This window comes from Flavobacterium piscinae (genome assembly GCF_004122145.1).
Taxonomy (GTDB): domain Bacteria; phylum Bacteroidota; class Bacteroidia; order Flavobacteriales; family Flavobacteriaceae; genus Flavobacterium; species Flavobacterium piscinae.
Map to the genome: position 1 here is coordinate 125,723 of NZ_SBKQ01000011.1, position 24,171 is coordinate 149,893.

The window sequence follows — 24,171 nt, forward strand, 5'->3', positions numbered from 1 at the left end:
AAACGTTGGCAGTAATGTTATTTAGCAACGTAGAAAAAAAATCTTAAAAATATTTTAATGGATAAAAATACAATCATCAGAATATTAGTCGAAAAACTTGAAAATGAAATTAGAAATTCATTAAAAGAAAATCTTCATAAAAACCCAATGGCTGGAACACCTTTAGAAGGTATGTTTCTTTTACAAATTATTAATGAAGAGTGTGAAAATTACAGAAATTTTCTTTCTCAAAGTCAAGACAAAATCAATGTAACTCAAAATGAAATTGACATTATAATTTCAACAGCATCTAAAAATATAAGTAGACAAGTTTTTGACAATATGGATGATGAAGATGATGATAATGACTTTCAAAATTTTAATTTTCAAGATGATGATTTTGAAGATGATGAAAATGAAAACATTGAAAATGAAAAATTTATAATTAGTTCATTATTTTACAAGTTTTGTTTTTCTGATGAAGTAGCAGCATTATTTCTTAATGATGACTCACACAGCGAGGAAATTGCTCAAAATATTAAAAACACTACTAATTTAAGTGATTCCGCATCATTCTTAATGTTCAAAGCATTTTTAAGACGAAATAACATTCAAATTAACCAAATTGATGATGACAGGTTTGAATATAACAATTTCGAATTTGATTTTAATTTGACAAGAAGAAAAATTGAAAATTCTAACAATTATTTTGAAATCCTATCAAATAATATTGAAAATGTTAAAAATGAAGATGGTATTGAATTAGCTGTTGCAAATAATTTTGTTATTTATATAGAAAATAATAAACCTAAAATATTATGTAGTGTTATAAATGACCCTTACATTAACAAATATTCAATAAGAAGAGTTCAAACTAATGGAATAAGTTCAAGCATTGGATTTATTACAGATAACAAAATATCAACTATTTGCGAAAAAATTAAGGAAATTATTCCAAAAAAAGAAATAGTAAAATCTGTAAACAGTAATCCAAAACTTAACGAACAATTTAAAAATTACAAAGAAGGTTTAATGTCGCTAATAGGAGATAAAAATCCGGCTAAAGGTTCAGATGATAATAAAACAATTTCATTTTATCTTGGTTTAGCAAATAAAAATAAAGCTTTTGACTTTTATGAGTTGGTTCGTACTAACAACAATGGAGCCTATTTCAGAATTCATACTATGAACGGCTTTTCAACTATAGCAGAAACTACTTCTGAAGTTATTTACAATGATTTATCAAAAACGGAATGGTTTGATTTAATCTATAAAACTTCAATGAAACATTTTTTCAAAGAAGAAGTAAAACTTTTCAAGTCTGGTTATGTAAAACAAAAATCTGGTGGTTGCCTTGGAATGATTATTGGTTTAAGTTTTATTTTGTATTTTACTTTTAATATTTTAACCGAATAAACACTACTGCCAACACAGGTTTTGCAAGATTGCGGGTTTTGGGCTTAATTTAAAGTTGGTTTTGTATCTTTGAGTTCAGTGTTTAACCGAAAGTTATGGCTTATTTAGTCCGCAACCTCGCAAAGCCTGGGAACGTTACCTGCAAGCTAAAAAATAATAAAACTTAAAAAAAATGACAGAACAAAACATTGAATTATTTAAACAAGTAATTGAACAACACATTCCAATTCATAAATTTTTAGGACTAAAATTATTAGTTCTTGAAAAAGGATTTGTAAAGGTTAGTGTTCCATTCAGAGACGAAGTAGTCGGAGATTTTAGAAGAAATAGATGGCACGGAGGAATTATTGCAACAATAATGGATTCTGTTGGAGGAATTGTGGGCGGAACTCACTTTAAATCTTTTGAGGATAAGTTATCTACAATTGATATAAGAGTTGATTATTTGAAAGGAGCGGAAGCATCATCAATAATTGTAGAAGGCAAAATTGTTAGATTTGGAAATAGAATACTTGTAACGAAAATGAAAGCCTTCCAAAATGATGAACTAATTGCAGAAGGTAAAGGTGTTTATAATTTTTTTCCAAAAGATAATCCGACAGAAAAGTAAAAATGTTTTCTAAAATAAAAAAGGAAATATATACTGAAATAAAAATAGCCAGCAGGTAACAGCGGTAACTGTTGCACAACCCTTTCAAAAAAATAAATTTTCAAAATAATTATAAAAAACGACCTCGTTTGTCCCGAAATTTCGGGATTTTAAGCGAGGTTTGTTTTTGGGTGGAAGCTGATGTTTTTAAAAATTAGTTGTCTTAAAAAGGTGCTTTTTAGTTTGAAAAGAAAGGTTTTTAAACAAGTGTTCACCTCCCTTAGCTTTATCGATACCACTTGGGCTTGGCTTTTTGGTTTTCTGACCATAAACTTGAGGTATTTCTTCAGGTTGTACGTCATAGCGGCCATCAATACATGCTTGTTGGCTTGTTGTATTCCTCGGGTATTGACACGTTTCATGTTGAGAAAGTTAATCAGCGTTCCCAAAACGGGTTCAACGGTTTTACTTCGCACTTTGACCATTCGTTTGGCATACTCGGGGTTTTGAGTGAGCTTTTGGTGCATCTTGTCATAAAGCTCTTTGTGGATGCTATCGTCTATTTTCTTGAAATTGGTTTTCATTCCACAACATTGCTCTCGAAGAGGACACTTCTTACAATCACTTTCACTACTGCGGTAGCTGCGTTTGGTATAACCTTTTGGGTCTGTTTTTTCACCTTTGAAAAGCAGCTTGGCTTGGTTGCCGCCTTCTTTGGTACATTGATAATAGTTTTCTGCTTTGTTGTAAACAAAACCTTCCCGCTCAGGAACGTATTGTCCGAAGTTAGGCATCCAAGCATTGATATGGTTATCATTTAGGTATTTTAAAGCTTCACCACTGCTATAACCGGCATCGGCTAAAACTTCGCCCAGTTCAAGGTTGTTTTCTTCTAAATTCTCTTTGGTGAGTTCCACTATCTGTTCCAGACACTGACTGTCGCGTTTGTCGGCAAAGTCGGCACAGGCTCCGGTGATGACATGGTTGGCATCATCTACGGCGAGTTGTCCAAAGTAATTGAGTTGGCGTGCCTTGCCGGGTTTTACACTCACTCGGGCATCGGGGTCGGTGGGGCTGTAATGTGTGTGATTAGATAAGTATTTGGGGCGAATTAAGTTGCCGTTTTCGTCTTTTCTGTCGCCTTTGGTACTTCCCTTTGGTTGGCCTTTATAGGTTTCTGTTTTCCAATCATGGTGTTGGTCTACGAGCTTTTTACGTGTTTGGCTAACTTTGTATTCGCTGTTATCATTGAGCTCCTGAGCATAATAATCAACATCGGCTAACACTTCTTTTTCTACTAAGCTATCCATGGAAGCATTGGCTTTGATAAAAGCACTGTCCACCGCTTGGCGTTTGCCACGCACCATTCCTTTTTCTACACAAAGCGAAAGTACTTTTTTAAAGAGTTCCATAAATACTTCTTCTCCATACAATTGACGGGTTCGGCTGATGGTGCTGTGCCAAGGTAACGCTTCATCAATATCATACCGAATAAACAACCGAACGTCTAAACAATTAGAACAATATTCAATGAGTTTTCGATCGGAATTGATGTTGTTCAAATAACCAACCAAACAAATTTTGAAGAATACAACAGGGTCAATGCTCTCTTGTCCTTCGTCTCCATAATAGTCTTGTGTAGCTTTGTATAAAAACCGAAAGTCAATGGCTTTATCCAACAATCGGTAGAAATTATGCTCCGGAATCAAGTCCTGTAAATGAACTTGGTAGAGCATTTTTGGGGTGAGTTCTTTTTTTCCTTGCATGACTAAAATTACAAAAAGTGAATCTTTTTTGCAAGATTTTTTTGGTATATTTGGGGAGTTGTGCAACAAGCACAGCGTGTATAAGAAATAGCGGTTTTAGTGCTAAATCAAAGGTCAGCACATATAATAAAAGTCAGTACCAAACTGAAAGTGAAATGCTTTTTAATCCGCTACTTCTCATACACGCAAAACGTTGTGCAACAGCTTAACAGAACAGACGCTGAAAAACACAATGTTTAGAAAATAACTAAATAGAAATGATAGATGAAACCAATAAAGTCATATCAGACAAACAAAGAAATGAAGAAATAATAAAAAACAAAGAGATTGGAATCACCCTAACTTATCACAACAGAAGAGAACATTACTCAAAAATATTAGGAAGTAAACAAGTATTTGCAATTGTCATAACTTATCATTATGATATAAATAAAGAATTTAAAACTTTATGGACAACACCTGAAAAGTTTGCAGAAGTTATGGAAAAATATAGAGAAGAACTTAAAGTGTATGACAGACCAACTTATGTTCCTTAATTTGCTCGGTGGTTATTTTTGTTAAGATGTTATTTTCATCTTGTAAATCATAAAAAGTATCTCCTGAATCAACGATTGTGTAAGTTATAGATTTTGCAATAAAAGGTATAGTAGGGAAGTTTGGTTTATTTTTGTTGTTGTTGTTCATAATTAAAGGTTCATCAAAATCATATTCCTCTAAATTAAAAACTATGTTTGAAAAAGATATTATTTCATTAAAACCTTTATTTTTTAAATTTTCTAAAGTTAGTATAGTTTCATAGCTTTTAATAAAGAAAAAGGTCTCTCCTTTCATGTAGTTATTATAAAAATCACTTTTTAAAGTATTATAAGTTTTAATATTAAAGTCTGAAAATAAACTCAACTTTAAATCCTTAGTAAAATATATTTTTTTCATGTCAAAAGTAAATTTAGAGTTTCAAAAATAATAAAATACATCTATATTTGAGATATTAAAAAATAAATTATGGAACAAAATGTAGGAGTAGGAATTATAGTTGGATTAGTTGTTGGCTCAACAACTTATGTTTACAATTCAGAAGATTTAAAACAAGGTCAAAAAGTATTCCTATATTTATGTGTTTTATTTCCGCCTCTTCAATGGCTTTTAATATTTGTGTTTTTAGGTTATAATAACTATTTGAAAAATAATTCCGCTGAAAAAGTAGAAGAAAGAAAAGTTGAACAACACAAGAATAAAATTGATATAACAATACAAAATCTTTATGATTTAAAGAAAAAAGGAATTTTGACAGACGTTGAATATAATCAGAAAGTTGAAAAACTTGAAGCAGAAAAAACCGAACAAGAAATAAAAAATTCAATAGAGTACAAACAACTGAAAAGTTTGCTTGACTTAGGCGTGTTGACAAAAGAGGAGTTTGAAAGTAAATCCAAGCTTTTATCTAATATGTCAGAAAATAAAATTGACATAATAGAAGTTAGTAAAATACAAAATTCAGAAACGTATTTGAATGATATTAAAAATACAACAAAACCGTTTGAAGAAAAGAGCTTAGTAGGTACATATATTATAAATGATAAAAAATATTTCTATTCCTACAATAACATATTGACAATAGAAGACTATAGTGGTAAAAGTTTAAATTGTAAATGGTACACAATAGACAAAAACAGTCTTAAATTAATCATAGATTCTAAAGAAGTAATATATAAAAATATCCAATTTACTGATAAAGGATTTACATTCCATTGTAGAAACGTTAAATATAATGCTGACAAAATTAATTAAATAAAACTAAACAGAAAATGACAAAAGAAAACTATAAAGCTTTAGAACTTAAAGCGAGAGAAATAACAAAAAATTTCGACAACTACACTTATGAAGAAGTCGAAATAATTTTAGAAGAAGTTAACAGAGTTGTTAATTCAGTAAGACGGAAGTCAGTCTTTAAAGAAATCTAAGACATCTTGTACTGTAAATTTAGAATTAACTTTTTCACCGCAGTTTAAGTGAATCGTAATTTCTTCTGAACCTTCTTTCTTTGAAATGGCGGAAATGTTGCTCCCACAAATCATCCAAAGAGTACCATCTTCAGAATAAAGTCGCATGAATTTCATAAATAAGTGTTTTAAAATTAAAAACCAAACATAAGAAAAACTTTTCATAAATTGCAGAAGAAAAAAGCCGATTGCACAACAGTGGTTTTGCAAGATTTGGGCATAAGTGATAAATCAAAAAGTCGTTGTGTATTTGCAATCGGCAGTGAAAAAACAAAAAATTGGGAAGGCTTTCCCCAAACCTCGCAAAGCCACAAAACGTTGTGCAACAGCTAAAACCAAACAGACGCTGAAAACACGATGTTTAGAAATAATTAAACAAAAAATGACAGAATTACAAAAACAAAATTATCACGATTATATATTAAGAAATATTTTTAGAAGATTTGAAGGAAGACCTTATAAAGAGTTAAAAGAGTTTCTAAACTATGCTTTAGAGTTATCAGAAATAGCGTCTTTTACTACAGCTCAAGGAAGAGAATTAGACCCTAATTATGATTTTAAAAATTATTGATTTTATACAACAAAATTATTAGTTCTTTTAAAGTCTTCTAAAAATTTCTCGTCTTTAAAGAATAAATAGACACCATAAGGTTCATAACCTTTCGTATCTGCTTCTTTTAACTCTTTGTCTGAAAAAGTTTTATAGAAATTATATTGAAAATATTTTCTGTTAGGTAAATCAGGAATAAAGAATATAACGACACAATTAGAATATGAGAACTTTTCTTCTGTTGGTAATTCAATGTAAACGTCAGCGTCAAAAACTTGATTATTAACAGATACATAAGAATCATAAGGAACTTTGAATTGTTTATTATCAAAAATCATAGTAGAATATTTTAAATCTATCTGTAAAAGTAAGAAAAATTTTCCGAACTTAGCGTGAAGAAAAAAGAAAGCCGATTGCACAACAGCGGTTTTGCAAGATTTGGGCGATAGTAATAAATCAAAGAGTCGTTGTGTACTTGCAATCGGCAGTAATAAATCAATAATTTGGGAAGGCTTTCCCCAAACCTCGCAAAGCCACAAAACGTTGTGCAACACTTTGGAAAAACTCATAATGAATCTAAAAACACTTATTTCGATAAAATTTATTTTATATATAATTGGCTTTTTAATAATTGCTTATTTTTCGGGTAATATTAATAATTCATATAAAAATCTTGAAAAGCAAAACGAAGAATTATTGAATCAAAAAAAATATTATGAAGCAATTCTAAAATTAGAAAAAAACGACTCAGTTGGTAAAAAAAATCTATATGAAATTATAGAAGCTGGAAATTACAAACTGAAACCCGAAAATGGAAATAAATTTAAACTATCTACAAATATTACAATCCTCATAATTTCTTTTTTAATGTTATTTTATTTATTCAACTATCTGAATAACAAAATCGAGAAATTAAAAAGCGAAGAAACGGTAGATGAAAAAATTAAAATGCTCTAAAAAAGCGATTGCACAACAGCGGTAACCGTTGCACAACTCCCTCCAAAAACTAAATTTTCAAAAAAATCATAAAAAACAACCTCGTTTAGTGCTTTCTAAGCGAGGTTTATTTTTGGATTGAATATGTTGTTGTTTAAAAAAAGAAGGCTTGAAAACGTTTGTTTTAACTTCAAAAAAGTGACTTTTAATGAAGTGTTTACCTTCCCTTGATTGATTGATACCACTTGGGCTTGGCTTTTTGGTTTTTTGGCGATAAACTTGAGGTATTTCTTCAAGTTATACGTCATAGCGGCCATCAAAACATGTTTGTTGGCTTGTTGTATTCCTCGTGTATTGACCCTTTTCATGTTCAGAAAGTTAATCAGGGTTCCTAGAACAGGTTCTACTGTCTTACTTCGCACCTTGACCATTCGTTTGGCATACTCGGGGTTTTGAGTGAGCTTTTGGTGCATCTTGTCATAAAGTTCTTTGTGGATGCTGTCGTCTATCTTCTTGAAATTGGTTTTCATTCCACAGCATTGCTCTCGAAGTGGACACTTCTTACAATCACTTTCACTACTACGATAGGTGCGTTTGGTGTAACCTCTTGGGTCTGTTTTCTCACCTTTGAAAAGTAGTTTGGCTTGGTTGCCACCTTCTTTGGTGCATTGGTAATAATTCTCCTCTTTGTGAAGCACAAAGCCTTCTCGCTCAGGAACGTATTGACCGAAGTTAGGCATCCAGGCATTGATATGGTTATCATTTAGGTATTTTAAGGCTTCGCCACTGCTGTAACCCGCATCGGCTAAAACTTCGCCTAGTTCAAGGTTGTTTTCTTCTAAATTTTCTTTGGTGAGTTCCACTATTTGTTCCAGACACTGACTATCGCGTTTGTCGGCAAAGTCGGCACAGGCTCCGGTGATCACGTGGTTGGCATCGTCTACGGCAAGTTGCCCAAAGTAATTAAGTTGACGTGCCTTGCCCGGTTTAACACTTACTTTGGCATCGGGGTCGGTTGGACTGTAATGCGTGTGATTGGATACATATTTGGGGCGGATTAAGTTGCCATTTTCGTCTTTTCTGTCGCCTTTGGTGCTTCCTTTGGGCATGTCTTTATAGGCTTCTGTTTTCCAATCATGGTGTTGGTCAACGAGCTTTTTTCGGGTTTGGCTTACTTTGTATTCGCTATTGTCATTGAGTTCTTGGGCGTAATAAGCAACATCGGCTAATACTTCTTTTTCTACTAAGCTATCCATGGAAGCATTGGCTTTGATAAAGGCACTGTCTACCGCTTGGCGTTTACCTCGAACCATTCCTTTTTCCACACAAAGCGAAAGTACTTTCTTGAAGAGTTCCATAAATACTTCTTCTCCATACAATTGACGTGTTCGACTGATGGTGCTGTGCCATGGGAGTTTTTCATCAATATCATAGCGGATAAACAAGCGAACATCCAAACAATTGGAACAATATTCAATGAGTTTTCGATCGGAATTGATGTTGTTGAGATAACCAACCAAACAAATTTTGAAGAACACAACAGGGTCGATGCTTTCTTGTCCTTCGTCTCCATAATAGTCTTGTGTAGCTTTGTATAAAAACCGAAAATCAATGGCTTTATCCAACAATCGGTAATAATTATCCTCCGGAATCAAGTCCTGTAAATGAACTTGGTAGAGCATTTTTGGGGTGAGTTCTTTTTTTCCTTGCATGACTAAAATTACAAAAAGTGAATCTTTTTTGCAAGATTTTTTTGGTATATTTGGGGAGTTGTGCAACAAGCACAGCGGTTTGCTTCAATGGCTACTTCCGGATTTTCCTACGGAAAATCCGCTGCTGAATGGAATGTTTTGTTATATTTGTAATGGCTTGGTGTTGGTGCTACGCCACTGAGAGCAAGCCGCAGAACGTTGGCAGCAATTTGAACCAAGAAGAACGAATGAATCCTAAAATTATTGAAAAAGCAAATTATTGGATTAATAATGCTTGCGGATTTGAAGAGGAAATGATTGTTTTAGAAAAAGGAATGAAAGAACACAATCACTGCTTTTCTTTATCGTGGTGTATAAAATCTGAGGAAAGTCTGACTTGGAATCAGAGAACAGCTTGGGTTGGTGCTGGACGACTATTGATTAGTAAAGATGGAGAAACCGCTGAATTTGAGGGTTCAGCACCAGGAGTAGATTGGGTTCATCATTTTGAGAATAAATTACAGAATCTTGAGGATTATTGGAATTTAGAAATTCCCTTTTCAAAGATTAATATTTCGAATCTGAAATCCATACTTAACCGTTCAACACCTGAGTTGCTGAAAATGGTAAATAGTGATGGAAAAATAATACTAACTGAATTCAAAGCTTGGAACGATAATTATACCGAATTAGAAGGAATTGCAACTGATTTGAATAACGCTGGAATCAATTGCGAATTAGAAATAAAGACAAGAAAAACAGCTGCTAACAATGGTAACTGTTGCACAACCCTTTCAAAAAACTAAATTTTCAAAATAATTATAAAAAACGACCTCGTTTGTCCCGAAATTTCGGGATTTTAAGCGAGGTTTGTTTTTGGGTGGAAGCTGATGTTTTTAAAAATTAGTTGCCTTAAAAAGGTGCTTTTTAGTTTGAAAAGAAAGGTTTTTAAACAAGTGTTCACCTCCCTTAGCTTTATCGATACCACTTGGGCATGGCTTTTTGGTTTTCTGACCATAAACTTGAGGTATTTCTTCAGGTTGTACGTCATAGTGGCCATCAATACATGCTTGTTAGCTTGTTTTATTCCTCGGGTATTGACACGTTTCATATTGAGAAAGTTAATCAGTGTTCCCAAAACGGGTTCAACGGTTTTACTTCGCACTTTGACCATTCGTTTGGCATACTCGGGGTTTTGAGTGAGTTTTTGGTGCATCTTGTCATAAAGCTCTTTGTGGATGCTGTCGTCTATCTTCTTGAAATTGGTTTTCATTCCACAGCATTGCTCTCGAAGAGGACACTTCTTACAATCACTTTCACTACTGCGGTAGGTACGTTTGGTATAACCTTTTGGGTCTGTTTTTTCACCTTTGAAAAGCAGCTTGGCTTGGTTGCCGCCTTCTTTGGTACATTGATAATAGTTTTCTGCTTTGTTGTAAACAAAACCTTCCCGCTCAGGAACGTATTGTCCGAAGTTAGGCATCCAAGCACTAATGTTATTTTTGTCTAAATAGGATAGCGATTCACCACTGCTGTAACCGGCATCGGCTAAAACTTCGCCTAATTCTAATTGGTTTTCTTCTAAATTCTCTTTGGTGAGTTCCACAATTTGTTCCAGACACTGACTGTCGCGTTTGTCGGCAAAGTCGGCACAGGCTCCGGTGATGACATGGTTGGCATCATCTACGGCGAGTTGTCCAAAGTAATTGAGTTGGCGTGCCTTGCCGGGTTTTACACTTACTCGGGCATCGGGGTCAGTGGGGCTGTAATGTGTGTGATTGGATAAATATTTGGGTCGGATAAGGTTGCCGTTTTCGTCTTTTCTGTCGCCTTTGATACTTCCTTTAGGCATGTCTTTATAGGCTTCTGTTTTCCAATGGTGGTGTTGGTCAACGAGCTTTTTACGTGTCTGGCTAACTTTGTATTCGCTGTTCTCATTGAGCTCCTGAGCATAATAATCAACATCGTCTAACACTTCTTTTTCTACTAAGCTATCCATCGAAGCATTGGCTTTGATAAAAGCACTGTCAACCGCTTGGCGTTTGCCTCGAACCATTCCTTTTTCTACAACAAAGCGAAAGTACTTTTTTAAATAGTTCCAGAAATACTTCTTCTCCATACAATTGACGGGTTCGGCTGATGGTGCTGTGCCAAGGCAACGCTTCATCAATATCATACCGAATAAACAAACGAACGTCTAAACAATTGGAACAATATTCAATAAGTTTTCGATCGGAATGGATGTTGTTCAAATAACCAACCAAACAAATTTTGAAGAACACAACAGGGGCAATGCTTTCTTGTCCTTCGTCTCCATAATAGTCTTGTGTAGCTTTGTATAAAAACCGAAAGTCAATGGCTTTATCCAACAATCGGTAGAAATTATGCTCGGGAATCAAGTCCTGTAAATGAACTTGGTAGAGCATTTTTGGGGTGAGTTCTTTTTTTCCTTGCATGACTAAAATTACAAAAAGTGAATCTTTTTTGCAAGATTATTTTTGGTATATTTGGTGAGTTGTGCAATAGGCACAATGTATTTAAAAAATAGGCGAAATAGAAGTAAATTCAAGGGTTTTGTCTCTTATCAAAATTTGTGCTTAACCGAAAGTTTAGTGCTTCGAAATCGCCTAATTTCATATACTAACCGTTGTAGTACATTAAAACTGAACATTTAATTACAAAATTATTCATCTATTTTTTATAAAGTGTAACATTCCTTTGTTATAGATATCTTATAAAGAAATCTAATAATGAACTCAACCACAAAAACCAAAATGACATATAAGATATTTTTTATCCTTGGACTTATTTTCCTTTTAACAGGACAACTTTTGTTAGCACAAGGCAATGATTTTGTATATAGCCAAAAACCTATCGATTTTGCTCATTGGTTTTTGTTAATTGGAGTGGTTTGTCTTATTCCTCAGGTTGTCTCATTTCCTAAAAAAGTTTATAGTATTATTGGAATTCCGTTAACTCTAATTGGAATAACCTGTATGATTGGAATGTGCGTTTTGGACTTTATTTGGTGGAGTTTTCCTAACGAAGAAATGAGAATTGAATTCACAAACCATATTTCACAAGTCCCATCAATCTGGAAAACATTTATTGCAATAGGACCAAGTTCAAAAGTCTTTAATCTTGGCTTGCTGATTTTAAGCATTAATTACTTAAATAAAGAGAAAATAGGAATAGGTATTCTTCTTATAGGTACTCTAATTTTATGGCATATTATTCCAGTGCCTTTTAGATTAGTTTTTGGATATTCCTTGACTCTAATTGGATTTACTGTAATATTACTTGGTAAGAATTTAAAAAACGTGCTACAACAACGTGTATAATTCATTGCTAGTACTCGCCTACTTACGAAAACCCTCACGGATTTTCTATTCGGTTTGTATTTGTTTAATTAGTTGCTCAAACACGCAACGAAATCAGACACAAACACGTTGGGATGCATATAAAATGACATAGGAAATGATAATAAGACGAGAAACCAAAAATGACCATAAGGAAGTCTTTAGCGTAATTGAAAGTGCTTTTAAAGACGCTGAATTCGCAGACCACACTGAACAGTTTTTGGTCGAACGGTTAAGAAAATCGGACGCTTTCATTCCTGAACTATCAATGGTAGCCGAAATTGACGGAAAAATAGTTGGACATATTCTATTGACGAAACTTAAAATCAAGAACGAGTCGAATGAATTCGATTCATTGGCGTTAGCACCAGTTTCTGTCCTACCTTAATTTCAAGGAAAAGGAATTGGTGGGAAATTAATACTTGAATCACACAAAATGGCGAAAGAATTAGGGTATAAATCAATCGTTCTTTTAGGACACGAAAAATATTATCCAAGATTCGGTTATGAACAAGCTGATAAATACAATATAGAATTGCCATTTGAAGTTCCGAAAGAAAATTGTATGGTAATTGAATTGGTTGAAAATGGACTAAAGGGAGTAAATGGAATGGTTGAATACCCTAAAGAGTTTAATGCATAAAAATACGACACTACTTTAATTTATATTGTCGTCTACTTATGAAATTCCTCTCAGATTTCCTATTTGGTTTTTATTTCATACATTAGAAGCCTAAACACCGCAAAAAATGCATACTTAACCACCTGATCAATAATTTAAAAACCAGAAATAATGAAAAATTTAAGACCAATTTTACTTTTACTATTATTTAGCTTTAGTATGATAATTTATCAATCGTGTAAAAGTGATGATGACAGTATTCCAGTTGAAATCTGTAACGATGGAATAGACAATGATAACGATGGATTTACAGATTGTGACGATAACGATTGTGTTTCTGATCCAAGTTGTACTGTAGAAATCTGTAACGATGGAATAGACAATGATAACGATGGATTTGTTGATTGTAACGATAACGACTGCGTTTCTGACCCCGATTGTTAAAACTTTTGCTAGAGAAGTAGCACTACAATTATGGCAGATTCGACTAAGTGCATATTCACTAGTAATTGCTAAAGTCTGTACAAAACGAAAATTAAAGCAAATTAACTAGTAACTAACAGTTAAATAGACTATTAGATACAATTTAAACTCAAGCATACACAAATATGAATGATCATTTGATAAAAAATTTTAGAATTTCTCTTCTTCTGAATTTGTTAGGAAACTTTTTGATCATTGGTTTTTTTATATATATAATGACTGGAAAAATGGAAGGGTATACTTGGTTAATCTATTTAATTTATCCGACCTACTTAATGATTAAGGGAAAGAAAATACTTCTCGAAATTCATATTGACGTAAAGAAAGTAATGCTCAAAAGTTATTCGATTTTTGGAGGTAGAAAAGAATTAAATTTAGATATAAACGAGATTGTAGAATTAGATTTTTACAGAGGATTTGTAATTAAATATAAAACCTCTTTAGGAAAGAAAACTGAAACATTCCATTTGAATGCCGAGCCGTGGAATAATCTATATGGACAAATAAAAAACTTGAAATTAGCTGTTCAGGATATGGAACAAAATAAAATTGAGAATTTAAATTTAAAAACATCGGATATAAAATCTACGGCTAACAATTTATAATTGCAATTTCAGCGAATTCAACTATGTCCAAACCTACTAGGAATTACTAATTTTAGTACTCAACTAAAATAAACGCTAGTTTAATCCTAACTGATTTTTTTGTTAAGACGTTTTGCACAATTTTAGAACGACCTATATGAACCAAAAGAACTAACGAAATGAACATTGACCATATTTTTATTTTTACTAACGACAATGGAAAAGTTGCTGACGAATTAGTCGACTTTGGCTTGACAGAAGGAAGTAAAAGAATTCACGTAGGACAAGGCACAACAAATCGTAAATTCTATTTTGAAAACTTCTTTTTGGAAATTTTATGGGTTCACAACGAAAACGAGATTAAAAGCGACAAGACAAAGCCTTTGGGACTTTGGCAACGAGCAGAATATAAAACCAACCATTTTTCGCCTTTTGGACTTTGTATAGTCAACGCTGACGATACTGACACAATTTTTGAAAATGCTTATAAGTATCAACCTGATTATTTTCCACAAGGAATGGAAATTGATATCATAAAAAATGAAGAGCAGAGTGATTTACCTTGGACGTTTAGATTACCGTTTAAAGAACAAAAAAAACACGAAAACGAACCGACAAAACATAAAAATGAAATTTGTGTTTTGACAAATGCGATTTTTGAGTATAAAACTATTTCTGAAAATAAGTTTATAGATTATTTTAAAAATCAAATCCATATTCAATTTATAGAGTCTTCAAGAAATTGGCTGAACTTGATTTTTGACAACGGTAAACAAAGAAAAAAACAAGACTTTGAAAAACTTAAATTGACAATAGAATACTAACTATAAAAAACGCTGTGCAAAACCGATAACCATTGCACAACCCTCTCCAAAAATTAAGTTTTCAAAAAAATCATAATAAAACAACCTCGTTTATCCCGAAGTTTCGGGGCTTTAAAGCGAGGTTTATTTTTGGTAAAATTTTCATGATTGAATAAAAATAATCCTCCCCAAAAACGTCCCCCGAAAATAAAAAACCCTGTAAGATCAATACTTTACAGGGTTTTTTGTGGAGTCGGAGAGAATCGAACTCTCGTCCAAACAAGCAACCAAAGAGCTTTCTACGCGTTTATCCTTTGATTAGGTTTTCGACAAAAAGCAAGGCCAAAGGCAGCCACTTCTTGCTTAGCTTTACAGTTGTCAGAAGGGATTTAAAGCGTTACCCTTCCTAGGTTTATTTTTACGGTTCCCCTGAATCAAACGCCACAAACCAAGGCTTCTGAGGAGAATCTAGCTTCTCGTCCTTGACGAGACTAGGCAAATCTTACTATAATTCAGATTAAGCAGCTAAAGCGTAATTATTTTCGCCGTTTATAAAGTGTGAACCTTGATATTTACGAGCCAAATGTCCAATGCTCGACGTGCTTACCGTTTAGTTCCACCTGCTGTCAAAACCGGTCGACCCCTTTTTCTGTTGTCTGTTGTCTGTTGTCAGAAACTCAGCCACACAGTAACAAAAATCAGACCACAAATATACAATTTAAATTGTCAACTATAAAACTTGTTGGTATAAACCAATAATGTTATATTTGGAACAATTTTAGAGATTTACCATAAAAATATCACAAATGACATTTGGCATCATCAAAGAACGCAAGAATCCACCTGACAGAAGAGTCGTATTTACACCTGAAGAACTAGTTCGGTTACAACAACAATTTCCGGAGGCAAAAATTAAAGTAGAAGCTTCTGATATTCGTGTTTTTCCGGATGCGGCTTATCAAGAGGTTGGTTTAGAGGTAACAACGGATATGGCAGATTGTGATGTGTTCATTGGGGTGAAAGAAGTGCCAATTGACGCCTTAATCCCAAATAAAAAGTATTTTTTCTTTTCACATACCATCAAAAAGCAACCGTATAACCGCAAGTTATTACAAGCCATTTTAGAAAAGAAAATTGATTTATATGACCATGAAACGATTGTTGATGCTCAAAACCGTCGTTTAATCGGTTTTGGACGATATGCCGGAATTGTAGGAGCCTACAATGGTTTGAGAGGTTTTGGAATCAAATATGAATTGTTTAATTTACCTAAAGCAGAAACGCTGAACGGAAAAGCAGAATTGATTGCGAAGTTAAAACGTCAAACTTTTCCTCCGATAAAAATTGTGTTGACCGGCAAAGGTAAAGTAGGCATGGGTGCCAAAGAAATTTTGGACAGCATTAAAATAAAAGAAGTTTCGGTTGAAAATTTCTTAACCAAGAACTACTCAGAACCGGTTTACACTCAAATTGATGTGTTGGATTATAATAAACGAAAAGACGGGAAAGTTTTGGACAACCAAGACTTTTACACTAATCCGTCTGACTATATATCAGATTTTGAGCGTTTTACAAAGGTTGCAGATCTATTTATGGCCGGTCATTTTTATGGCAATGGTTCACCTTACATTTTAACTCAGGAAATGCTAAAAGCTAGTGATTGTAAAATTAAAGTCGTTGCCGATATATCGTGTGATGTTGGCGGACCTATCGCTTGTACGCTGAAAGCATCTACCATTGCCGAACCGTTTTTTGGGTATTTGCCCTTTGAGAACAAAGAAGTATCCTATACGCATCCGGGTTCCATAATGGTCATGAGTGTGGATAATTTGCCTTGTGAGCTTCCTAAAGATGCCAGTGAAGGTTTTGGAGAAATGTTTATGGAACATGTGATTCCTGCCTTTTTTAACGGAGACAAAGACGGAATTCTTCAACGAGCCAAAATTACTGAAAACGGAAAATTAACGCCTCGATTCAGTTATCTTCAAGAGTATGTGGATGAATCTTCGAAGGTTTTACAATAATCATTAACAAGATAGTTAGGGATTAATTCGAATAGTTTTTTACATTTGGGATAAATTTTATGAATATGAAATTTATTCCAATTTTGGTATGTACTATTTTAATTTCAACTACTTTGATTGCTCAATCAGAGAATAAAAGTCAACCATTTAGTTCCAAGTCAGAATTCATTGAACAATTGCTTTCTAAGATGACGTTGGAAGAAAAAATCGGACAATTAAATCTTCCAACATCAGGCGATATTACCACTGGGCAAGCCAGTAGCTCAGATGTGGTAAAAAATATCAAAGAAGGTAAGGTGGGTGGACTTTTCAACATCAAATCTATAGAAAAGATTAGAGAAGTTCAAAAAATTGCGGTTGAACAAAGCCGTCTTAAAATACCTCTTTTATTTGGTATGGATGTCATTCACGGTTATGAAACGACTTTTCCGATTCCGTTGGGTTTGTCTTCTACATGGAATTTGGCATTGATTGAAAGAAGTGCCCAAATTGCAGCCAAAGAAGCCAGTGCAGAAGGTATCAATTGGACATTCTCACCTATGGTTGACATATCTCGCGATCCAAGATGGGGAAGGGTTTCTGAAGGTTCAGGTGAAGATGCTTATTTAGGTAGTGAAATAGCTAAAGCAATGGTTAGAGGCTATCAAGGAAAAGATTTGGCTCTCAATACTACTCTTTTAGCTTGTGTGAAACATTTTGCTTTATATGGTGCTCCCGAAGGTGGTAGGGATTACAATACGGTTGACATGAGTAGAATCCGCATGTATAATGAATATTTTCCGCCTTATAAGGCAGCTATTGATGCCGGTGTTGGTTCAGTAATGGCTTCTTTCAATGAGGTTGATGGCGTTCCGGCTACCGGTAATAAATGGTTAATGACAGATGTATTGCGAAAGCAATGGAATTTTAATGGTTTTGTCGTTACGGATTACACCGCTATTCAAGAAATGATGAGACATGGAGTAGGCGATTTTCAAACTGTTTCCGCTTCTGCACTGAATGCCGGAATTGAGATGGATATGGTGAGTGCCGGTTTTTTAAAAACAATAAAAAAGTCAGTGGAGGAAGGTAAGGTTTCAATGGAAAGAGTAGACCAAGCCGTTCGATTAATTTTAAGTGCTAAATATGATTTAGGCCTTTTTGATGATCCGTATCGTTATTGTGATTTAAAGCGGAATAAGACCGATATTTTTACCGCTCCACACAGAGCAGAGGCTAGAAAAATAGCTGCTGAATCGTTTGTTTTACTTAAAAATGATAATCAGTTATTACCCTTACAAAAGTCCGGAACAGTAGCTGTAATAGGTCCGCTTGGGAATAATGCCGTCAATATGCCCGGAACTTGGAGTGTGGCAACTAAGCATGAAAAGGCGATTCCATTAGCTGATGGAATGAAAGCAGTTTTAGGAAAATCAGTGAATGTGCTCTATGCCAAAGGCAGTAATTTAGTAGCTGATGCCGCCTATGAAGAGCGGGCAACCATGTTTGGAAAAACCTTGAATCGAGACAATCGTTCCAAAGAAGAATTGTTGAATGAAGCCCTTCAAATAGCCTCAAAAGCCGATGTGATTGTGGCAGCATTAGGTGAATCTGCTGAGATGAGTGGAGAATCAAGCAGTAGAACAGAATTAGGCATTCCATCCGTTCAAAAAGAATTATTGGATGCATTACTAAAAACGGGTAAACCGGTTGTTTTGGTATTATTCACGGGAAGACCATTAGTTTTGGTGGAAGAAAGTCAAAAAGTTGCAGCCATCCTGAATGTTTGGTTCCCGGGAACAGAAGCCGGTTTAGCCATTACAGATGTCTTGTTTGGAGATGAAAATCCCTCCGGAAAATTAACGGCTACTTTCCCTAGAAGTGAAGGACAAATTCCGATTTATTACAATTATAAAAATACAGGAAGACCATTGACTAATACTGAAGGAAAATTTGTGAAATACTTGTCCAATTACATTGACGAACGCAATGAGCCGTTATACCCATTTGGATTTGGGTTGAGTTACACTCAATTTTCGTATACTAATCTTCAATTATCTACCGATAAGATGAGTGCAAACGGAAAAATAATTGCTTCTATTGAAGTTACAAACACCGGTAATTTTGATGGAAAAGAAGTGGTTCAACTTTATATCAGAGATGTGGTGGGTTCGGTGACTCGTCCGGTAAAAGAGTTAAAAGGTTTTCAAAAAATCAATCTTAAAAAAGGAGAAAAACAAATTGTTTCTTTTGAAATCAAAGAAGAAGATTTAAAATTTTATAATTCTGATTTAGAATTTGTTGCCGAACCGGGATGGTTTGAGGTATTCATCGGAGCCAATTCTTCGACTACTGAAAAAGTACAATTTGAGTTCGTACCATAAAGGAGTTTAAAAATGATTTTTTTTAGAATTACTTCTTATAAATTTTCTATATCACAATTTGTATTATATATAAATTCAGACCTTTATAAATTAACATTATTCGTTAACGTATTTAAAATTAAAAAAACAGAATAGTGTTTACTTACTATATTTTAAACATAATTTCGTTGATAACTATTTTTGGTTGATTTAATTTGTCAATTAGTTCTATTTATATTTAGAATTTAATTAAAAAAACCGAAACTAACCTTTAAACCTAAACGAATGAGTTCAGCAACCACTAAAACAAATTATCCTGCACTTTATACCTTGATAACGGTATTTTTCTTTTGGGGCTTTATAGCTGCCGGAAACAGCATTTTTATTCCTTTTTGCAAAAGTTATTTTTCTTTGGATCAATTTCAGTCACAGTTGGTTGATTTTGCTTTTTATACCGCTTATTACGTTGGGGCTTTATTACTATTTGCTTTGGGTGACATGTCTGGTAAAGATATAGTTGGAAAATGGGGTTATAAAAAAAGTATCGTTTACGGATTATTATTTTCTGCACTTGGTGCTGGAGCCATGATTATTGCTGTTGAAGCAAGTGTTTATGCCGGAATGTTGGTTGGATTATTTATTGTAGCATTAGGATTTTCATTGCAACAAACTGCTGCCAATCCATTTGCTATTTTGTTAGGTGACCCAAAAACGGGTGCAAGTAGAGTAAATCTTGGTGGCGGTATCAACTCTTTTGGAACTACTATTGGTCCAATTGTGGTGGCTTTAGCTTTATTTGGAACGGCAAAATCCATTTCAGATGAGCAAATAAAAGCATTAGAATTAAGTAAAGTTGTTATTTTATATATTGGTGTTGGATTATTGTTTATTGCCGCCGCCGCTTTGTTTTACTTTTCTAAAAAAGTACCAAGTGGCATTGCAAATGAAACAATGGAAAAAGCGAACAAAGCATTGCGTACTTTAGTTGTAATGACTATTTTATTGGCAGTTATGTTTACGCCAATTTTTCAAAGTTATAAGAGTGAAGCAGCTTTGAAAATTGAAAAATTGGAAAGTGAAATTGTTCAATTGAAAAAAACGAACGAATTAATCGAAAATCCTTTGGTTGATTTTGATAAAGCTATTGAACATAAACAGAATGAAGTGAAAACACTTAAAGAGCCGCTTGAGAATGAAAGAATGTTATGGCTTTCTGGAGCGTTGTTGGTTGTGCTTGGCGGAATTTTATTTTCCTACACATCAGCTAAAAAGCACTCTGAAGGTTGGGGAGCCATGCAATATCCGCAATTGGTTTTGGGAATGTTGGCTATTTTTACTTACGTTGGAGTGGAAGTCGCCATTGGAAGTAATCTTGGAGAACTTTTAAAATTAAAAGAATTTGGAAGTTTACAATCGTCAGAAATTGCACCTTATATATCCATGTATTGGGGAAGTTTAATGATTGGTCGTTGGGCAGGAGCAATTAGTGTTTTTAATCTTCAAGGAAGCAAAAAAACAATAGCTTTAATTATTGTTCCGTTGGTAGCTTTCGGAATTATTTTGGGTGTGAATATCCTTTCAGGAAAAGATATGAAACCACTTTATTATTATGTAGTTTGTGTATTGGTTCAAATTGGAGCTTTCTTTTTGAGTAAGGATAAACCAGCAAGAACCTTATTGATATTTGGAAGTTTCGGAATTATGGCCATGTTAATTGGTTTGTTTACAACAGGTGGTATTGCTATCTATGCTTTCCTTGCCGGAGGTTTGGCTTGTAGTATTATGTGGCCATCCATTTTTAGTTTGTCTATTATTGGATTAGGGAAATATACTTCGCAAGGTTCGGCTTTTTTGATTATGATGATTTTGGGTGGAGGAATTATTCCGCCAATTCAAGGTAAATTATCAGATATTATAGGAATACATCAATCGTATAGTATTGCAGTAGTCTGTTTTGGTTATCTGACTTTATTTGCCATTTTAGTAAAAGGCATTTTAAAGAAACAAGGCATTAATGTGGATGAAATAGAAGCAGAAGCAAGCCACTAACAAATTTTTAATTTAGATAGCAAAACTCGACAAGTGATTGTCGGGTTTTTTTATGAAAAGTTTTGGCAAATATTGATTATAATTTGAAGTTTAAATCAAAAAAAACGGAAACACTTTGAGTAGTTGTTTCCTTTTTTTTAAATCCAAATTTTAGTGATATAAAATTTCCATTTTCCATTTTCTTTTCTACAATAGATTGCTTTACCCCCAAAAATGTCAGATTGTTCTATGTATACAGTTTTTTTATCTCTTGAAAACAAAGGTAAGCTATAAATTATGTAATTTTTATCACCAAATTTCTGTGTATATTTTTTAATGAAATTATTTTTTCTATCAGAACCTTCTTCGTCGACTATCGTAATAATTGAATCAATTACTTTACTTGAGAGTAATTGTTTTGGGTAAATTGAATCTTGAATCAACTTCATTTTTTTTCTTTCATCAAGCTGTTTCTGAATGACTTTAAATTCTATATCTGTAAAGTAATTATTCTTATTTGAAATTTCAAAATGTTCAGGTGGTAGTAACTCATCCAAAACATACCAATCTTGATTTCCATCGAGATTATTTATTGTTGTTGAACCATCTAAAACAGTTTTTATAATCATACAAATATCTCCTTCTGTCACTATTTCTTCATTCGTATCATGTTTTTTAATTGGGTTAAATAAATTTTTAAAAATAATTAAATAAAAAAGTAAAGAAACAAAAAAACATATAGCAAATATTTTCTGATTTAGTTTCATGATTTTATCTATTTAAACCTACATGTTTTATGGTAATGTTAGTATTTCATTTTATGCTTTATTGTTAACTTAAAAATAACTTTTTAAGTAATGAATTTTTTCAAAGGTGAATTTTGAAGTAAAATTAAAATTATAAAGCAGCAAAACAGACATGTTATTGCGACAATCGGAATACCATAAAGTAGAGAATTAAAATTTGAAGCAGTAAAATTAAATTCAGTAAAGATATTTCGTAAAAATAAAATATGTAATAGGTATATTCCAAAACTATTAGTTTGGATTAAAAAAAGGAACTTATTTGAATTAATACGCATAAACAGTCCTTTTAAAAATAAAAAAGTAGCGGCAGATATAATAATAATTAACGGATGTAAATAATCGTAAAAAATATAGGGATTATCATTATTTAAACTCAAGTAAAATATACCAAAAATTGAAAATGAAGTTATAGCACTAATGAAAAATAAAAATTTTGTCATTACAACATACTTTTCAAGATAATATCCTAATACAAGATAACCAAAGAAACCACTAAAATTGATTAAATCTATTGTAGGTGTTAGTCCAGTAAAAATTTCTATTAAAGGATTGATAAGAACAACAATAAACCAACAAATTAAAAAATAGGCTGCTTTTTTTTTATGAATCATCCAATTATTTACTACTGGAATAAATAATGTTAAGCCTATCATCGTATAAACAAACCAAAAATGAAATACATAAGGACCAATTATTATTTTTTTTATTATTCCTAACATTGTGTAATTTCTGTCACTGATAATTAAATTCCAGATTGTATATATTGAAGCCCAAAACAATAAAGGGATTACTAAACGTTTTAGTCTAGTTATAATAAAATTTTTATTATTGACTTTAGTTTTAAAAGAAAAAACACCACTTAGCATAAAAAATAATGGAACAGAAACCCGAGAGATAGAGTCAAAGAAATGTGCGATTAACCAGTGATTTGAATTAATATCAAATTTTCGAATTTCAACTGAAGACACATGAATTACGATAACACCCATTAAGGCAAAAGTTCTTATGTAATCGAGGTAATGTTTTCTCATTTATTCTCTATTTAATTAATAAAACCAAATTAATCAAAAATACAGTACTAATGAGAATTAATTTAAAAATTAAATGGAATATTAAATATATAACCACCAAGAAATCAACCTCACCAAGCAAGCTTGATGAACCTAACTTCTTAATGGTTTTAAAAACAAATTAATTTAATTCCCAGCTCCCCAATCAATCTTTCTTGAAAAGTATTTACCTTTTGTAATCATTAAATAAATAAAGCCATCAAAATTCCGGAGCTAATATTTTTTAATTATTCCATTTATTGACCAAATATTCTTCTCCAAAATGATTTTTTTACAATAACAACTTCTCCAAGAAGCATATTGTCAGAAGTTAGTTCAACTTCAATTTTTTCGTTATTTTTTTTAATTTCAACTTCCTTAGTTTCCATTCCTATATAACTGAAAATTAAAATCAGTTCTTGTGGAATTTCATTTTTTGGGATTGTGAGGGAAAAATGACCTTCAAAGTCAGTATTTGTTTCTAGATTAGTTCCTTTTAATTTTACTGAAACACCAGGTAAAGGCATTTTTTCCTCTTTTACAGTTCCTTTTAAAATTATAGTATCATTTTGAATTGTATGATTTTGATATGGAATTGTAGTTTCTATTTGTATAAGTGGTAGATTTGATTTCGCATTCAAATTTGTAAATCCTAAAACCGAAGCTATTGTAAATACAATTCCATATTTTTTTATGTTGACTTTAGAATTTGGATAAGTTTTTCTTATTCTTCCACAAACTTTTTCTTCAGATTTTAATAAATTTTTAATTTCAACTTTATTCAAGGTAGTTAAATCATGTACTTTTTTGTTGCAAAGTTCACAGAATTTTCCCTTTTCAACAGTTGTCATTGTTAACCAATTTTCGGAACAAGGTTTTGGGATGTGATAATTTTGCGACATAAAAATAGATTTAATTCAAATGTACAAAAAAAACCACCAAGAAATCAACCTCACCAAGCAAGCTTAATGAACCTTAATTTCTTAATGGTTTAAAAATATATTAATTTAACTCCCCGATAACTATGGTTTTACCAAATTAAAATTGTTAAATATTTCGTCATTTTTTATAAATAATTCAAAAGCTTAGAAAGAAAAAAAACAAAAGTCTTGTGAAGGGAAGAAGTATATTACTACTCTCCTTT

At 32.7% G+C, this 24,171-nt stretch carries 22 protein-coding genes, 1 other RNA gene and 2 pseudogenes; 15 read left to right on the forward strand and 10 right to left on the reverse strand.

The window, feature by feature from the left end:
* Positions 1-57: 57 nt before the first annotated feature.
* Both EQG68_RS11475 and EQG68_RS11480 read left to right on the forward strand, forming a co-directional pair.
* Positions 58-1,395, forward strand: coding sequence for a hypothetical protein (locus EQG68_RS11475; RefSeq protein ID WP_129465025.1), 1,338 nt, complete (start codon positions 58-60; stop codon positions 1,393-1,395).
* A 172-nt stretch (positions 1,396-1,567) separates the two neighbouring features.
* Positions 1,568-2,005, forward strand: a complete 438-nt coding sequence (locus EQG68_RS11480; protein WP_129465026.1) for a hotdog fold thioesterase — start codon at positions 1,568-1,570, stop codon at positions 2,003-2,005.
* 149 nt (positions 2,006-2,154) lie between these two features.
* On the opposite strand, the gene EQG68_RS11485 is transcribed toward EQG68_RS11480, so the two are convergent.
* Complete coding sequence (locus EQG68_RS11485) at positions 2,155-3,750, reverse strand: IS1182 family transposase (RefSeq protein WP_129465027.1); 1,596 nt, start codon at positions 3,748-3,750, stop codon at positions 2,155-2,157.
* Between the two features lie 257 nt (positions 3,751-4,007).
* Between EQG68_RS11485 and EQG68_RS11490 the strand changes: the two genes are divergently transcribed.
* On the forward strand, positions 4,008-4,286 hold the full coding sequence (locus EQG68_RS11490; RefSeq protein WP_129465028.1) for a hypothetical protein: 279 nt from the start codon (positions 4,008-4,010) through the stop codon (positions 4,284-4,286).
* Here EQG68_RS11490 and EQG68_RS11495 read toward each other — a convergent pair.
* Positions 4,252-4,683 carry a hypothetical protein gene (locus EQG68_RS11495; RefSeq protein WP_129465029.1) on the reverse strand — a complete coding sequence of 144 codons (432 nt, stop codon included), beginning with the start codon at positions 4,681-4,683 and terminating at the stop codon, positions 4,252-4,254. The two genes, EQG68_RS11490 and EQG68_RS11495, sit on opposite strands and share 35 nt — an antisense overlap.
* 69 nt (positions 4,684-4,752) lie before the next feature.
* Between EQG68_RS11495 and EQG68_RS11500 the strand changes: the two genes are divergently transcribed.
* The gene (locus EQG68_RS11500; protein ID WP_129465030.1) at positions 4,753-5,538 is read left to right on the forward strand and encodes an SHOCT domain-containing protein; all 786 of its coding nucleotides are present in this window, start codon (positions 4,753-4,755) and stop codon (positions 5,536-5,538) included.
* Between the two features lie 152 nt (positions 5,539-5,690).
* Here the strand turns inward: EQG68_RS11500 and EQG68_RS15075 are convergent, their stop codons facing one another.
* The gene (locus EQG68_RS15075; RefSeq protein WP_164975444.1) at positions 5,691-5,867 is read right to left on the reverse strand and encodes a hypothetical protein; all 177 of its coding nucleotides are present in this window, start codon (positions 5,865-5,867) and stop codon (positions 5,691-5,693) included.
* 106 nt (positions 5,868-5,973) lie between these two features.
* Here EQG68_RS15075 and EQG68_RS11505 point away from each other — a divergent pair, with 106 nt between their 5' ends.
* Positions 5,974-6,321: a hypothetical protein gene (locus tag EQG68_RS11505; protein WP_129465031.1), complete on the forward strand. Its 348-nt coding sequence runs from the start codon at positions 5,974-5,976 to the stop codon at positions 6,319-6,321.
* A gap of 2 nt (positions 6,322-6,323) precedes the next feature.
* On the opposite strand, the gene EQG68_RS15080 is transcribed toward EQG68_RS11505, so the two are convergent.
* Complete coding sequence (locus EQG68_RS15080; RefSeq protein WP_164975445.1) at positions 6,324-6,638, reverse strand: hypothetical protein; 315 nt, start codon at positions 6,636-6,638, stop codon at positions 6,324-6,326.
* Positions 6,639-6,729: 91 nt separating this feature from the next.
* Here EQG68_RS15080 and EQG68_RS11515 point away from each other — a divergent pair, with 91 nt between their 5' ends.
* Positions 6,730-7,257, forward strand: a complete 528-nt coding sequence (locus tag EQG68_RS11515) for a hypothetical protein (protein WP_164975446.1) — start codon at positions 6,730-6,732, stop codon at positions 7,255-7,257.
* 95 nt (positions 7,258-7,352) lie between these two features.
* Here EQG68_RS11515 and EQG68_RS11520 read toward each other — a convergent pair whose 3' ends face one another.
* Complete coding sequence (locus EQG68_RS11520) at positions 7,353-8,948, reverse strand: IS1182 family transposase (protein WP_246011728.1); 1,596 nt, start codon at positions 8,946-8,948, stop codon at positions 7,353-7,355.
* A 128-nt stretch (positions 8,949-9,076) separates the two neighbouring features.
* Between EQG68_RS11520 and EQG68_RS11525 the strand changes: the two genes are divergently transcribed.
* Positions 9,077-9,733 (forward strand): hypothetical protein, encoded by a 657-nt coding sequence (locus EQG68_RS11525; protein WP_129465034.1) that lies wholly within the window; start codon positions 9,077-9,079, stop codon positions 9,731-9,733.
* 53 nt (positions 9,734-9,786) lie between these two features.
* Here EQG68_RS11525 and EQG68_RS11530 read toward each other — a convergent pair.
* Positions 9,787-11,383 (reverse strand): annotated as a pseudogene (locus EQG68_RS11530) (IS1182 family transposase).
* Between the two features lie 294 nt (positions 11,384-11,677).
* On the opposite strand from EQG68_RS11530, the gene EQG68_RS11535 reads away from it, so the two are divergent.
* The 5 genes and pseudogenes from EQG68_RS11535 (at position 11,678) to EQG68_RS11555 (ending at position 14,799) form a co-directional block, all read left to right on the forward strand.
* Complete coding sequence (locus tag EQG68_RS11535; RefSeq protein ID WP_129465035.1) at positions 11,678-12,268, forward strand: hypothetical protein; 591 nt, start codon at positions 11,678-11,680, stop codon at positions 12,266-12,268.
* Positions 12,269-12,404: 136 nt separating this feature from the next.
* Positions 12,405-12,929 (forward strand): annotated as a pseudogene (locus tag EQG68_RS11540) (GNAT family N-acetyltransferase).
* Between the two features lie 150 nt (positions 12,930-13,079).
* Complete coding sequence (locus tag EQG68_RS11545; protein ID WP_129465036.1) at positions 13,080-13,352, forward strand: S8/S53 family peptidase; 273 nt, start codon at positions 13,080-13,082, stop codon at positions 13,350-13,352.
* Positions 13,353-13,606: 254 nt separating this feature from the next.
* Positions 13,607-13,996 carry a hypothetical protein gene (locus tag EQG68_RS11550; RefSeq protein ID WP_129465037.1) on the forward strand — a complete coding sequence of 130 codons (390 nt, stop codon included), beginning with the start codon at positions 13,607-13,609 and terminating at the stop codon, positions 13,994-13,996.
* A gap of 158 nt (positions 13,997-14,154) precedes the next feature.
* Positions 14,155-14,799 (forward strand): VOC family protein, encoded by a 645-nt coding sequence (locus EQG68_RS11555; protein ID WP_129465038.1) that lies wholly within the window; start codon positions 14,155-14,157, stop codon positions 14,797-14,799.
* A gap of 224 nt (positions 14,800-15,023) precedes the next feature.
* On the opposite strand, the gene ssrA is transcribed toward EQG68_RS11555, so the two are convergent.
* Positions 15,024-15,422: a transfer-messenger RNA gene (gene ssrA, locus EQG68_RS11560) on the reverse strand.
* Positions 15,423-15,584: 162 nt separating this feature from the next.
* Here ssrA and EQG68_RS11565 point away from each other — a divergent pair.
* The 3 genes from EQG68_RS11565 to EQG68_RS11575 all read left to right on the forward strand — a co-directional run bounded on the left by EQG68_RS11565 (position 15,585) and on the right by EQG68_RS11575 (position 21,193).
* Entirely contained in the window at positions 15,585-16,802 is a 1,218-nt protein-coding gene (locus EQG68_RS11565; RefSeq protein WP_129465039.1) for an NAD(P)-dependent oxidoreductase, read from the forward strand.
* A 65-nt stretch (positions 16,803-16,867) separates the two neighbouring features.
* Complete coding sequence (gene bglX / locus EQG68_RS11570) at positions 16,868-19,165, forward strand: beta-glucosidase BglX (protein WP_129465040.1); 2,298 nt, start codon at positions 16,868-16,870, stop codon at positions 19,163-19,165.
* A gap of 264 nt (positions 19,166-19,429) precedes the next feature.
* A complete protein-coding gene (locus EQG68_RS11575; RefSeq protein ID WP_129465041.1) occupies positions 19,430-21,193 on the forward strand; it encodes an MFS transporter in 1,764 nt (587 codons plus the stop codon).
* 137 nt (positions 21,194-21,330) lie between these two features.
* Here the strand turns inward: EQG68_RS11575 and EQG68_RS11580 are convergent, their stop codons facing one another.
* The 3 genes from EQG68_RS11580 to EQG68_RS11590 all read right to left on the reverse strand — a co-directional run bounded on the left by EQG68_RS11580 (position 21,331) and on the right by EQG68_RS11590 (position 23,878).
* The gene (locus tag EQG68_RS11580; RefSeq protein ID WP_129465042.1) at positions 21,331-21,939 is read right to left on the reverse strand and encodes a hypothetical protein; all 609 of its coding nucleotides are present in this window, start codon (positions 21,937-21,939) and stop codon (positions 21,331-21,333) included.
* An 83-nt stretch (positions 21,940-22,022) separates the two neighbouring features.
* Positions 22,023-23,009 carry an acyltransferase gene (locus EQG68_RS11585; protein WP_129465043.1) on the reverse strand — a complete coding sequence of 329 codons (987 nt, stop codon included), beginning with the start codon at positions 23,007-23,009 and terminating at the stop codon, positions 22,023-22,025.
* Positions 23,010-23,284: 275 nt separating this feature from the next.
* The gene (locus tag EQG68_RS11590) at positions 23,285-23,878 is read right to left on the reverse strand and encodes a carboxypeptidase-like regulatory domain-containing protein (RefSeq protein WP_164975447.1); all 594 of its coding nucleotides are present in this window, start codon (positions 23,876-23,878) and stop codon (positions 23,285-23,287) included.
* Positions 23,879-24,171 lie beyond the last annotated feature (293 nt).